General features: G+C 46.8%; 16 protein-coding genes. 1 reads left to right on the top strand and 15 read right to left on the bottom strand.

Translation table 11 applies throughout. The features are described from left to right. Positions 1-29: 29 nt before the first annotated feature. From ACSQ8P_RS16695 to ACSQ8P_RS16680, 4 genes are all read right to left on the bottom strand, one after another. Positions 30-1013 (bottom strand): aldo/keto reductase, encoded by a 984-nt coding sequence (locus ACSQ8P_RS16695; protein WP_436236175.1) that lies wholly within the window; start codon positions 1011-1013, stop codon positions 30-32. A 160-nt stretch (positions 1014-1173) separates the two neighbouring features. Next, entirely contained in the window at positions 1174-1557 is a 384-nt protein-coding gene (locus ACSQ8P_RS16690) for a GIY-YIG nuclease family protein (RefSeq protein ID WP_436236174.1), read from the bottom strand. A gap of 5 nt (positions 1558-1562) precedes the next feature. Beyond that, a complete protein-coding gene (locus ACSQ8P_RS16685) occupies positions 1563-2045 on the bottom strand; it encodes a DUF6530 family protein (RefSeq protein ID WP_436236173.1) in 483 nt (160 codons plus the stop codon). A gap of 211 nt (positions 2046-2256) precedes the next feature. Then, a complete protein-coding gene (locus ACSQ8P_RS16680; protein WP_436236172.1) occupies positions 2257-2676 on the bottom strand; it encodes a MerR family transcriptional regulator in 420 nt (139 codons plus the stop codon). A 166-nt stretch (positions 2677-2842) separates the two neighbouring features. Here ACSQ8P_RS16680 and ACSQ8P_RS16675 point away from each other — a divergent pair, with 166 nt between their 5' ends. Beyond that, a complete protein-coding gene (locus ACSQ8P_RS16675) occupies positions 2843-3679 on the top strand; it encodes an SDR family NAD(P)-dependent oxidoreductase (RefSeq protein WP_436236171.1) in 837 nt (278 codons plus the stop codon). A 100-nt stretch (positions 3680-3779) separates the two neighbouring features. Here ACSQ8P_RS16675 and ACSQ8P_RS16670 read toward each other — a convergent pair whose 3' ends face one another. The 11 genes from ACSQ8P_RS16670 to mmgD all read right to left on the bottom strand — a co-directional run bounded on the left by ACSQ8P_RS16670 (position 3780) and on the right by mmgD (position 13190). Further along, complete coding sequence (locus ACSQ8P_RS16670; protein WP_436239538.1) at positions 3780-4232, bottom strand: GNAT family N-acetyltransferase; 453 nt, start codon at positions 4230-4232, stop codon at positions 3780-3782. Between the two features lie 34 nt (positions 4233-4266). Next, the gene (locus ACSQ8P_RS16665) at positions 4267-4824 is read right to left on the bottom strand and encodes an AAA family ATPase (protein WP_436236170.1); all 558 of its coding nucleotides are present in this window, start codon (positions 4822-4824) and stop codon (positions 4267-4269) included. A 205-nt stretch (positions 4825-5029) separates the two neighbouring features. Further along, positions 5030-5290: a hypothetical protein gene (locus ACSQ8P_RS16660; RefSeq protein WP_436236169.1), complete on the bottom strand. Its 261-nt coding sequence runs from the start codon at positions 5288-5290 to the stop codon at positions 5030-5032. Further along, positions 5283-5681, bottom strand: a complete 399-nt coding sequence (locus ACSQ8P_RS16655; RefSeq protein WP_436236168.1) for a hypothetical protein — start codon at positions 5679-5681, stop codon at positions 5283-5285. The genes ACSQ8P_RS16660 and ACSQ8P_RS16655 overlap by 8 nt, the downstream gene beginning before the upstream one ends. A 124-nt stretch (positions 5682-5805) precedes the next feature. Further along, the gene (locus ACSQ8P_RS16650) at positions 5806-6231 is read right to left on the bottom strand and encodes an HIT family protein (RefSeq protein WP_436236167.1); all 426 of its coding nucleotides are present in this window, start codon (positions 6229-6231) and stop codon (positions 5806-5808) included. A gap of 142 nt (positions 6232-6373) precedes the next feature. Next, a complete protein-coding gene (locus ACSQ8P_RS16645) occupies positions 6374-7228 on the bottom strand; it encodes a 3-hydroxybutyryl-CoA dehydrogenase (RefSeq protein WP_436236166.1) in 855 nt (284 codons plus the stop codon). 60 nt (positions 7229-7288) lie between these two features. Continuing rightward, positions 7289-8455: an acetyl-CoA C-acetyltransferase gene (locus tag ACSQ8P_RS16640; RefSeq protein ID WP_436236165.1), complete on the bottom strand. Its 1167-nt coding sequence runs from the start codon at positions 8453-8455 to the stop codon at positions 7289-7291. A 23-nt stretch (positions 8456-8478) separates the two neighbouring features. Then, the gene (locus ACSQ8P_RS16635; protein ID WP_436236164.1) at positions 8479-9615 is read right to left on the bottom strand and encodes an acyl-CoA dehydrogenase family protein; all 1137 of its coding nucleotides are present in this window, start codon (positions 9613-9615) and stop codon (positions 8479-8481) included. Between the two features lie 30 nt (positions 9616-9645). Beyond that, positions 9646-10554, bottom strand: a complete 909-nt coding sequence (gene prpB, locus ACSQ8P_RS16630; RefSeq protein WP_436236163.1) for a methylisocitrate lyase — start codon at positions 10552-10554, stop codon at positions 9646-9648. A 39-nt stretch (positions 10555-10593) separates the two neighbouring features. Next, positions 10594-12042 carry a bifunctional 2-methylcitrate dehydratase/aconitate hydratase gene (locus tag ACSQ8P_RS16625; protein WP_436236162.1) on the bottom strand — a complete coding sequence of 483 codons (1449 nt, stop codon included), beginning with the start codon at positions 12040-12042 and terminating at the stop codon, positions 10594-10596. Next, on the bottom strand, positions 12039-13190 hold the full coding sequence (gene mmgD, locus ACSQ8P_RS16620) for a citrate synthase (protein ID WP_436236161.1): 1152 nt from the start codon (positions 13188-13190) through the stop codon (positions 12039-12041). The genes ACSQ8P_RS16625 and mmgD overlap by 4 nt, the downstream gene beginning before the upstream one ends. Between the last annotated feature and the right edge of the window lie 4 nt (positions 13191-13194).

The raw sequence follows: 13194 nt of genomic DNA, 5'->3' as shown, positions 1-13194 counted from the left end.
CTCTGAAACCCCTTTCCCTTCTAATTAGGCTAGTAAGCACCACGAATATGCTCGTGTACTTGAGTCTCATAGAAGCTCTGCAGACGCGCTTGCTCTTCTGAAGTAAAAGCCGGAACTTCTAGGGTAGCTAGATTATCTTCAATCTGCTTGACGTTCTTGAAGCCAGGGATAATACAAGTAATGTGCGGATTCTCCAAAATCCAACGCATCGCCGCACGAGCCATGTTGCCACGACCTTCACCAATCCAAGACAGCTCCTGCGCGAGGTCTACGCCTTTCGCAAACGGCAGTCCTGCAAACGTCTCACCCACGTTAAATTGGTCGCCATTCGCATTGAAATTCCGGTGATCGTCAGCTGCAAATGTGCTAGATGTCGTGAATTTCCCTGTAAGTAAGCCGCTGGCCAGCGGAAGACGAACCAGGATTCCTACCCCAGCAGCGTTCGCTTGCGGGAAGAGGATATCAGCAGGCTTTTGACGGAACAAATTAAAAATCACTTGCAGGGCTTTGACACCAGGAACAGAGAGACAGAACAAACCTTCCTCCACCGTCTCAACGCTCACGCCATAGTGTCGAATTTTACCCTCGGCTTTCAATTTCTCAAGCACTTCGAAGACCGAACCATCCTTCAAGATCGCTAGCGGTGGACAGTGAATTTGATAAAGATCAATTCGTTCACGGTTCAACCGTTTTAAACTATTTTCAGCAAATTGGCGAACGGCAGCTTCCGAATAGGTTGCTAGGTCATGAATATCACCCGAACGGCAAAACTTCGTGGCAATATGTATCTCATCTTCTTTCCCCTTCGTCGCTTTCGCTAACAGCTCTTCCGCATGTCCCGAACCATACACATCCGCCGTATCAAAAAAGTTCACACCAGCCTCCATGGCACGATGTAACCCTCGAATAGATTCATCATCATTCGCCTCGCCCCAGCCTCCACCAATAGCCCAAGTACCGAAGCTAACCTCACTAATTTGAAGCTCTGTATCGCCAAGTTGACGGTATTTCATAATTACCACTCCTTCTATGTAAGTGTCATCAAGCTGCTTTCAAGAATTTCAATCTATCACCATTTCGCCATAGGATAAGAGGAAACCTCCCTAATTATGCAAAAAAAGGAGTCCGCTTATGTCGGAACCCCCTCTTTAGTAAATGGAGCATAACGAAAGACTAGCGCTTCCGTTTATTATAGCCTTTCTCATCATACGGCTCTAGCTTCTCTAACCATAGTTCGAGCAAAGCATCGACTTCGGCTCGATAGCTTTTCAGATCAGCGGTATCTAACATGATTTCATCCCGTGGTTCGATGCGATCAAGCACTTCAAACACGAAGCAACTGCCACCGAACGTCGCCCAGTCCTTCTGTAGTTCATTGAATGTGTTGGTGTTCATCTGCTTACAAAATTCTAGCCGATTCTTCATGCCATCTAGATCCATGCTGCCATTTACTAATATTTTATCATTCTGGGTATTCCGAATTTGATAAACACCCATCGCACGAAACGTTTGCTTATAGTTGGTGGCAAGCTCCTTTTTCTTCTGTTTGTCTAACATGATAATCAATACCCCATTTCTTTTAAAATCCTGGAAAGCGTAGTTAAACGTTCCCCGATCAACTCTCCGTCATCACTCAATGCTTGGCTGAAAAGCTTGATATCTTCGTTGATTTTCTCATTATCTGTACAAACGCCTACCGTCATGGCATCCCCTTGCAATCCGATTCGGTCAATAACGGGATTCTCGGGATTATACGCGTTCTCAAAGCGATATGCATCCTCTTGGAAATGCAGCTTTGTGCGGCACACTAGAATAGCCAAATCCAACACGCGGTGCAACGGCAGCTCTTCTGATTGACGTGACCATTTCTCGCCGGTATAACGCCAAACTTTAGCAGAGATATCAACCTTTCCTCTGTCGTTCCATTGAGCTAAACCTAAGGAAAGACCTTGCGTATCCGTGTTCTGCGTATATCTACCGTCAATATTGGCATAGTTCTCAACTACGATAACAGGTTTATGTTTGAGTGTTGTAGGGATTTTCATTGTGATTCCTCCATGTTTAAAATTAAGATTTCGATTTACTAATTTACTAATTTACTAAATATCAAAACCGATGATTGAAGTATACCTCAGCTTCTTTTTCAAGTCAATGGATGCCTGTATGTAGCGGTATGACAGATCCTAGAAAATCTGAACTAAAAAAACACAGCACCACCCCAACAGGGAAGCACTGTGTTTTATTTCTGCCTATCCGCTATGCCCTACCCGGTATCCGTTTCGTGGGCTCCGCAAGCTCGCATGCCTCTGGCATCATGTTGCCGGACGTCATTTTCGCATCAATCACATCTATGATCATTTGTAGGGAATTAATCTGATGTTGGATATTCTCCCTATGCTGCTGCAGCTTGACTTGTAGATATGGATGCTCAGTCAAATCGGACTCATAAGTTAGACCAAGAAACGGCTTCATCTCGTCCAATGACATCCCTGTCTTCTTCAGACAAGTAATTAGCTGCATGACTTGAAGATCTTCCGGATGATAAATACGATGACGGTTCTTCTTCCGATCCGCCTGAGGTAACAGTCCAATTTTTTCATAGTATCGAATCGTATCTTCAGATAAAGCGGATTGCTCCGCTGCTTCTTTTATTGAAAAACCTGCCGCCTCACTCATAAATCTCCAACTCCCTTTATGTACATTGACTTCATTATAAAACTTGGAGTTAACTCGAAGTCAATACATAATAATTTAATCCATATAGGGTTGACTTGAAGTCGACTCCAAGTTGTATAGTCAAATCCATACACAAACACATGCTTTGAATATGGAGGAAAATAACATGAATTCGAATCTTTCAGGTAAAATCGTACTAATTACAGGCGCCAGCAGCGGAATTGGGTTGGCTTTGACTCACCGGATGCTTCAAGAAGGCGCGCAAATCATTGCGCTCATTCGCACAGGATTTCCGAAAGACGATACATCGATTCAAGCAGCAATTGGTACGCATCAGTTGCGTGTCTACCATGCGGATTTGAGTGATTTTACAAGCTTAAAGACGGCACTTGGGCAAATTAAAAACAATGAACAGAAGATTGATCTCCTTTTCAACAACGCAGGTGGCAGCTTCCCCGAACTCATGTTATCAAAGCAAGGTCGAGAATTGCATTATGAACTACAAACCGTCGTACCCTATATCATCACGATGGAGTTAATGGCGCTTTTGAAGAACGGTACGCTGAAACGAGTCGTACATACCTCCACTAACGCGTTCAAAACGATGAAGCGTTTTGACCCTGAAACATTAGATCACCCCGCGCAATTTAAAATGCTGTTCGGCCCCTACGCGGCGTCTAAACTCGCGCTATCCTTATGGACGCAAGAACTCGCTCCCCATCTCGCCCTAGAAGGGATTAAGATGATCACTGTTGACCCTGGCGGCAATAATACAATGCGCGAAGGCAAACAATCGGGCATTCCCTTCTATCTCAAGCCGATCATCCGTTTATTTTTTCCACATCCTAGCAAAGGGGCCTCACTGCTCTATCAAGGTGCCCTAGGTGACTATATACCTGGTGCTTATCTGACGAATAACAAGCTTGTAGAGTTGAAATTCATCCAGCATGCACCTCGCGTGCTTGAGAAAGTTCGTACCATTTATGAGTATGCGTATAAGTAAATTGGGTAATAATGAATAGACGCGAACGGCGTTGCCCATACAGAAAAACTCCTGCAATCGTGGTTTACTAGCACTTTTTGCAGGAGTTTTTCCTACTCGCTTATAAGTCTTGACTTAGGCGAATCATATCGCGGCACTGAATACCATTTTCGAAAATTGGTTCCTTATAATGCCTTGTAAAGAAATCGAAATCCACACCATAAATGCGAAAACCACACTTCTGATAGAGACTTAGCTGCTGAACACCAGAATTTCCTGTGCCTATCTCAATCGTCTTATAATTTAACGTTCTTGCAGTTTCCACCGCATGCTTGACTAATTCCTTACCATAACCACGGCCTTGTTTTTTCGTTATTACCGCGATGTTCACCAGTTCAACCGTCTTCGGTCTTGTCGGAAGCAGCAAATAAGCACCGACAATTTCATGGTTTTCTTCCAAGACGAAGCATTTGCTTTGGTACACATAAGATTCAACCATCGAAAGCTCTGGATCAGCTAGAAGAAACAAGTGAATTGGATATTCCTCTGTTAACTGTAATTCTCGAATTTGCAACATTCTGTGTGCCTCCATCCTATTGTGATGGGTTTCAGAAGTGAAACTTTGCTTTAATCATCGCTGCGACATCCTCTGGACTTACACCTGCATTATTGATTCGCATGTAATTCTCTCTAACGATTTCACCATCTAGCGAGTTTAAACGATACTTATCCATGCTTTCTAGTAAATTCTGTTCAGATTGTGTAACGTTTCGTTTGGTAGGCTTATGCGCGAGTCGATGAGGGGTTTTATTCCGTTCAAGTCTCTCCTCCATAGATGCTTCAAGCTCAACGAAATAGATCTCGCCACCTTTGGATTCGAAAATCGAGCAGACTTTTTGCACGAAGTCCCAATCGGCTTGCTTATCGAAAGCCCATACATACGTGAAAATCAATCCATACAGTTCACTTTTCGCCACAGCCTCAAAAATCTCAATCCGAAATAAATCAACTAACCGCCATGTTTCTTGGGTAAACCCGAAATAGGGATGAAGGAGATCAATCGTCATATGATTATGAAAGAGCTTCAACGCGGTTGTTTGTTCAAGTGCGTGGCCGACTGTCATTTTACCAACAGCTTGCGGGCCGAATATGAGCACAAATTTCATAGCAGCACCTCTCTATATTTCATCCCTTATCCTTATTTTATCATGCCTAGTGCCCCTTTATTTGTAAAAAATGAGTAGAATTCAATTTTTCCGAGTTAGGATTACTCCTCTGCAGCTGTTAGTCCGAAATTTCCGAATTAACTCACTGTCCGCGTCATTACTATTGTCAGAACATAAGAAACGGCCGCCCGGAGGCAGCCGCAACTTAATTATACGTAATTTTCAAGCCCAATTCTGCGGCACGCACAAGCGCTGCGTCTGAGAATTTCGGCTTTTTGTATTTGACTTCGAACTCTTCCTTCGTAAGCGGTGTCCAATTGAAATCTCGATTCTGGTACACCCAAGTTTTCGTACCCCAATCTACATGGATGGTACGACTCGCTACCTTTTTCACAACGCCAATTTCAAGAATGACACCTGTTTTACCAAAAAATTTCGCACAAAACTTCCCGACCATTTCACTCACTCGAAACATCCTCATTTCCATTAGTCAAATCACGTAAAATACCAATTGCGATTTCAAAAGTATCCCTATCTGACTGAAATTCATCCAGAAAGGATTTTTTGAAAACTCGTTCGATCTCTTGCACCAATCCAGCAACACTTATCTCTTCCATATGCTTTATTATATAAATGGTAATGCTGCGAGCCTCACCATCGTATTCATCGTCTTGACTTCCATCTTCTAGCAATTGAATCGGATCCCACTGATCCAGATGATACTTCACAACGCCAATGATCGGCGAAGGATCAAACGGCAAAGTTGCTAAGTACTTATTCTCTTTCTTGATTTCATTCTTTATACTCCAAAGCATATAATTCATCTTGGTCTCATGCGATACAGCACGAAATTTCACAGAGTTTGCCTCCTTTGTTGCACACCAGCTTAATCTGCTTATTTCGTGTAAATCAGATCTATCCGCTGCGGTGTCGCCACCTAGCAGTTTATCATGTTAGCTGATGGATGCCAACTTTTTATATTTAATCACCTAAGTTATTAATGGCATTAATTATATGCAACCTTGTCTCTGCCAATCGATTTCTATTGTCATTTCGATCTTCAGGCTCCAACCAACCGAAGCCATCCCCCTCGTATCTCGGGAAAACATGCACATGCACATGGCCTAAATCATTGAATGTACCACCATTTTGGAGAATTGTGACACCATCTGGTTGATAAAGTGTTTTAATCACTCGTGATATTTTCATAACAGCTTTCAGCATAGCTACTGAGGTCTCTTCCTCCAGTTCCTCCAATTCAGTCACATGGCGCTTGGGAAGTAATAGTACATGCCCTTCATTTAACGGAGCAATATCTAAAAGACATGTCAACCACTCATTCTCGTAAACTACGTGAGCTTGAATTTGTTCGTTCGCTAGCTGGCAACCTAGGCACGTATTTTCCATCTCACACATTCATCCTTTCTGACCGTCGGTTAGTGTTATACGCTACTTATCTATTCCATTCATTCCTTGAATTTACCTGCTGGAACAAAAAAACAGCCCCTCCACAGAGTGACTGCCTAACATAAACATCCACGCTAACCGTTCAACTTAAATACGTATAGAATCCTTGCCCTGACTTGCGCCCGAGTCGCCCCGCCTTCACATATTTCCTGAGGAGCGGACAGGGCCGATATTTGGAATCCTTAAACCCTTCGTAGAGAATCTCCATAATCGATAAACACGTGTCCAACCCAATGAAATCAGCGAGCTCTAGCGGTCCCATCGGATGGTTCATCCCGAGCTTCATAACCGTATCTACAGCTTCCACCGTTGCTACACCCTCGTACACCGTAAAGATGGCTTCATTAATCATCGGCATGAGAATGCGATTCGAAACGAATCCTGGAAAATCCTGCACCTCAACTGGTGTTTTTCCAAGCTCCTTGCTAAGCTGAAAGATCGCATCGAATACAGTCTGGGACGTTTCGAGGCCTCGAATAATTTCGATCAGCGGCATTACGGGAACCGGGTTCATGAAATGCATCCCGATAACTTGCGAGGGACGTGTTGTCGCCGCAGCAATCTCGGTGATCGGTAGAGATGATGTATTCGTTGCCATAATCACATGAGGCGGACAGATCACGTCCAACTTCTGAAAAAGTGCCGTTTTCCATGACATATTTTCGGATATCGCCTCGATCACGAGATCCACCTTCTCAGCCTCTTCAATAACTCCCGTCGACTGAATGCGGCTAAGAATGCTTACTTTCTCTTCCTCCGTCAACCTCCCCTTCACAACACTCCGATCTAATTGCTTACGAATGGCCAACATACCCTTGTCGATCAAAGGCATAGATAGATCATGCCAAAGTACCTTGCGGCCTGCAGATGCAGCCACTTGCGCGATGCCGCTCCCCATCTGCCCTGCCCCAACTACCATGATGGTTTGTATAGACATCGTTCATCGCTCCTACTGCTTCATTAAACCGAACTATAGTCGCCGAATAGCATTTCTCTGCTACTCCACGCGAAGCAAGATCGCATCACCTTGCGCCGTACCACTACATATCGCTGCAATCCCGTAACCACCGCCAAGTCTACGAAGTTCATGAATTAAAGTAAGAATAATTCGTGTACCGCTCGCACCAATCGGATGACCAAGCGCAATGGCACCGCCGTTGACGTTAACTCGCTGCGAATTCCACCCTAATAGACTTTCACATGTGAGCACGACAGCGGCAAAAGCTTCATTCACCTCGAATCGATCAATTTGATCCAGCGTCATGCCCGTTTGCTGCAGCAGTTTCCGAATCGCTAACGCAGGCGTCGTAGCGATATAAGGCGCACGCTCGCCTACACTGGCATGGCCAAGTATCGTTGCGAGCGGTATTACGCCCTGTTCTACGGCAGCTTCTCTCGCCATGACTACCAAAGCTGCTGCGCCATCATTCACACCTGGCGCATTTCCGGCCGTAATGCTGCCTTGCTTATCGAATACAGGGACTAATCCGGCAAGCTTAGCTAAACTCGTATCCACACGCGGTCCCTCATCACGATCCACCACATTTGCACCAACTTGGACAGGTACGATTTCTTCTGCGAAAAAACCTCTTGAAATGGCTTGCAATGCTAATTGATGACTGCGTAAGGCCCACTCGTCCTGCTCCTGACGTCCAATATTGAATTCAGCAGCAATGCGACTGCCATGAAGCACCATATGCACGCGTTCGAATGGACATGTCAGACCATCATGAATCATTAGGTCGATCAGTCGCTGTTCGCCCATCCGTGCGCCCCAACGCGCATGCGTCGCCAAATATGGCGCGGAACTCATGCTTTCCATACCACCTGCCACCAATGCCGACGCATCTCCTGCGCGGATAATTTGGTCGGCCATGGTCACACTACGTAGCCCTGAAGCACACACTTTGTTGATTGTCTCCGACGTCACATTCCACGCCAGTCCCGCCCTTCGAGCCGCTTGGCGCGAAGGAATTTGTCCTGCCCCCCCTTGCAGTACCATGCCCATTATGACTTCTTCGATCAATGAAGGATCCAGAGTCGCGCGTCGTATGGCTTCCTTGATGACGATTCCCCCCAGTTCGACAGCTGGGATATCTTTCAACGCGCCACCGAACTTACCGAACGGGGTCCTCGCACCGCCAACAATGACGCTTTCTCGCATACACCTCGCCCTCCAGTCCATGCTCACGTCCTCTTAATCAAGCGAGTAATCGCTCTGCGCTGCTCATCTAATGTTGCTTCAACCATTTGGAGCATTTTAGCATCACGCATATATCGTTCAACAGGGAAAGCTTTCGTATATCCATAGCCACCGTGGATTTGAACAGCCTCAATCGCAACCGCCATCACCGTATCCCCAGCAAAAAGATTGGAATACGCACCTCCATCTCCTCCCTGACTCTCACGCCATGCGGCTTGATACGTAAGCAGTCTCGCAGCTTCAATTTGCGTTGCCATATTCGCTAGCTTGAATGCAATGGCCTGTTGCTGCGCAATCGGCTTACCGAATTGCTTGCGAGTCTTCGCATATGAGGTTGACACTTCCATCGCCGCTTGCGCGAGCCCTACCGCCAGTGCTGCGATGCCACTGCGTGCAGACTCCAGCGTCCGCAACGCAATCCGATGACCGTCTCCCTCCTCGCCAAGACGATTCGCCAATGGAATTCGGCAATCAACAAGTTCAATGGACATGCTGGGTGAACCACGCAGTCCGAGTTTTCGTTCTTTTTGGCCAATAATGAAACCAGGTGTCCCTTTCTCAATGATAAAAGCACTACTTACGTGCGGCGTAGACGCATTTCCCGTCAATGCATACACCAGATAGACGTCCGCTTCACCTGCATTTGATACGAAAAACTTCTTGCCCTGCAGCACGTAATCGTCCCCATCACGCAAAGCTTTCGGATGATGCTCTAGCTCATAAGCCTCCGCCACTGCACGTTCTGACCACGCATAAGCTCCCAGCTTTTGCCCATTTCCCATCGGACCTAAGAACATCTTTTTCTGTTCCTCGGTGCCGAACATCGAGATCGCTGCACTTGCTAGCGCACTGTGCACGAAAAGGGTATACCCTGTCGAAGCACAAGCACGAGCTAACTCCTCCAAAACCAAGCAATTCGTCAAAGCATCCGAGCCAAGTCCGCCATACAACTCAGGCACCAGAATACCCGTTAAGCCAAGCTCTCCCATGGTTTCGAATACATGGCGATCAAACCGTTCCTCTTCATCTCGAAGCGCCGCCGTCGGCGCAACTTCCCCTGATGCAAAATCGCGAACCATTGTGCGTATCATTTCCAATTCTTCTGAAAGGCTATAATCCATGTGGAGCCCTCCCTCAAGCCGCTTGCACTTCTAGCTCTTATCCTCCCATGTTGATCGTGCAATAGAACCATCCAAGGCCTCATAATCTTCATAACGAATCGCCTTATATAACTCGCTGCGTGTTTGCATGCTATCTAGTGAACCGATCTGCGTACCTTGCTGACGAATCTCCTCAAATACCCGCTCATATGCCTTAGCAGCGACACGAAGCGACGTAACCGGATAGAGCACCATGCGATAGCCCCAATTTTCGAATTGCGCTGCCGTATAGTACGGTGTACGTCCAAATTCAGTCATATTCGCCAACAGAGGTGCGTCCACTTCCTTTCGAAAATGCTGAAAGTCCTCTTCACTCTCTAGTGCTTCTGGAAAAATAGCATCCGCCCCAGCGGCGAGATAGTGTTTGGCACGGGTGACGGCTTCCGCCATGCCTTCTACCCCTTTCGCATCTGTCCGTGCAAGAATATATAGCGTCGGGCTGACGGCTTTGAGCGTGCGGATTTTTTGACACATTTCCTCGGTGGAAATGAGTTTCTTACCACTGAGATGTCCGCATTTCTTCGGCATATCTTGGTCTTCTATCTGCACGGCGGCAACTTTCACCTCCACCATCTCTTTCGCGGTCCGCGCGACATTCAGGATGCCGCCATATCCCGTATCGATATCGACCAATAACGGAAGTCCTGCTGCGCGAACGAGCTCCCTAGCTCGCTCTGCAACCTCGTTGGAATAGATAAGTCCCAAATCAGGTAAGCCTCTACTGGCCGTATAAGCAGCACCTGATAAATAAAGGGCTTGAAACCCTGCTTGCTTGGCGATTCTAGCTGCCATGCCATCGTGGGAGCCAACGATTTGGACAATAGGACCCGCTTCAACTAAACGACGCCACCCCGCAGCTAACTGTTCTTGACTCGGCTCCTCCTCAATCAACCATGACATAGTACCCTCCTGCGTCATACAGCTGTGCTGCAGACAAAATCAAATCACGAAAAGCGACATATACGCTGGTACTGTTGTCTGAATAAGCTTCTCATAATCGAGTGATAGCTTCATAATCTCTTCCGTTTGCTTCCGCGGAAAACGCGTTTGCACATTCGATTTGAACTTTTCAATCACCTTCGGCAGCCCTTCCGCACGCCGCTTGCGATGTCCGATTGGGTATTCACAAACGATTTTCCCCGTGGATGTTCCATCCTTAAAATAAATTTGAATGCTGTTCGCGATGGAACGCTTATCTGGATCCAGATAGTCCTTGCTGTACTGCTCGTTCTCAACTACAACCATACGCTCCCGAAGGGCATCAATGCGCGGGTCAGCAGCGATATCATCTTCATAATGCTCGGCAGTCAACGTACCATACAGCAATCCAATGGCAACCATGTATTGTAGACAATGATCTCGATCTGCAGGATTATGCAAAGGACCTTTCTTATCAATAATGCGCAGCGCTGATTTATGAGTTGTTAACATAACTTTAGTTATGTCTACTATACGATCCTTAACAAGTTCATGAAGGGTAAGTGCACACTCAACAGCGGTTTGCGCGTGAAACTCGGCAGGAAATGAAATTTTGAACAAAATATGTTCCATCACATAGCTGCTCAAAGGTCTAGCCAAGGTAAGCGTCTTTCCTTCGAAAAGTACGTCCTGGAATCCCCAGTTCGGCGCTGTCAGAGCTGAGGCATACCCCATCTCACCACCAACTGCCATCAGGGCCAAACGAACAGCTCGGCTCGTTGCATCACCCGCAGCCCATGATTTCCTAGAACCTGTATTCGGCGCGTGCCGATAAGTACGTAAGCTCGCTCCATCAATCCATGCATTGGAGACGGCGCTGCACACCTCCTCCTTCGTCCCTCCCAGCATAACTGCAGCCACTGCGGTGGAGGCAATTTTCACCAGATGGACATGATCCAATCCAACTGCGTTCAAACTATTTTCCAGTGCAAGCACACCTTGTATTTCATGGGCTTTGATTGCCATCGTTAAGACGTCTTTTATGGTAAAAGGCGCTTGCCCCTCAGCAATACGTTTTCGACTCACATAGTCTGCAATAGCAAGAATACTGCCTAAGTTGTCGGATGGATGCCCCCATTCTGCCGCTAGCCACGTGTCGTTGTAATCGAGCCAGCGAATCATACACCCAATGTTAAAAGCCGCTTGAACGGGATCCAATTCGTATCGAGTGCCGGGTACACGAGCACCACCGATCATATCTGCTCCTGGAACAATCGGACCCAGGTGTTTCGTGCAAGCTGGAAAACGCAGTGCAAGCAAGCCTGTTCCCAGTGAGTCCATGAGGACATGATGAGCAATCTGATACGCTTCCTCACTCTCAATCTCGGTATCCAGCACATAATCAGCAATCTCTACAATGAGTGGATCAAAAATCATCTCCCTCTGAGCAGGTTCTCTAGGCGTACTCATACGATCTCGTCCTCACTTTCCAAAAGCGTATCTCCTCCAGGCGGGTGTAAATCTCGCGCGCCCGTGTAACGAACACGTGGTCTGAATAGGCGATTGTTCGCGTGCTGCTCCATCACATGTGCACTTATACCAACCGTACGAGCTGCAAGGAACACCGGAGTAAACATCTCAATTGGAATGCCAAGCAAGTAATAGACAGGCGCGGCATAGTAATCCAAATTGGGATGCAGTCCTTTCTCTGTTCGCATCACGTTTTCCCCACGTACACACATGTCGTATAACTCCTGTTGTTGACATGCGGGTGCGAGCTTCGACAGCGCCTCCTTCATCAGCAGCGCACGTGGATCAGGTTTTCGCATATATACACGATGTCCGAAACCCATGATGCGCTCCTTCCGTGCAAGCTTAGAACGAATCAACGCTTCCAGATCAGCTTCTGAACCCGCTTCAAGCAGCATGTGCATGACCGCTTCGTTCGCTCCCCCGTGTAACGTACCTTTCAGTGAAGCAACCGCGCCAACAAGCGCTCCATAAATATCTGACTGTGTGGACGCGATTACGCGAGCCGTAAAGGTCGAATTCGGCAATTCATGCTCACTGTACACAATAAGCGATTGATCAAAAATCGCCACCTCCATCGGAGACGGAATCGTTCCTGTAATCATGTACAGAAAGTTAGCTGTATAAGACAGTTTGGGATCTGGTTCAATGAGCGGCTGCTTCGTGATGGCCCGGTAGCCATAGGCGACAATTTGCGGTACTTTGGCCAACAGACGTATCGCTTTTCGTCCATTCGCCTCGAGTGAACGATCATCGAGTTCATCATCAAAGCTCGCTAGCGCGGAAATGCTCGTTCGCAGCACATCCATCATATCTGCCCGATCCGGCATCAAATGGAGCATGGCACGCACATTCGGCGGTAATCCATACACAGATTGAATCTGATCTTCAATCGCTTGACGCCTTGTCACATTCGGCAATTCACCCTCTAGCAGCAGCCCAACGACATCCAAATAAGTCATTTGCTCAGCCAGCTCCATCAGATCGTACCCTCGAATCACGATTTCTTCCTTCTCCACATCGAGATATGAAATGCTGGTCTCACTGGCTATCACATGCTCAAGACCAGGCAAATAGTGATCACTCATGTTT

Source organism: Paenibacillus sp. LjRoot153 (assembly GCF_964253085.1).
Classification (GTDB): Bacteria; Bacillota; Bacilli; order Paenibacillales; family NBRC-103111; genus Paenibacillus_E.
This window is presented reverse-complemented; position numbering and strand designations above follow the sequence as displayed.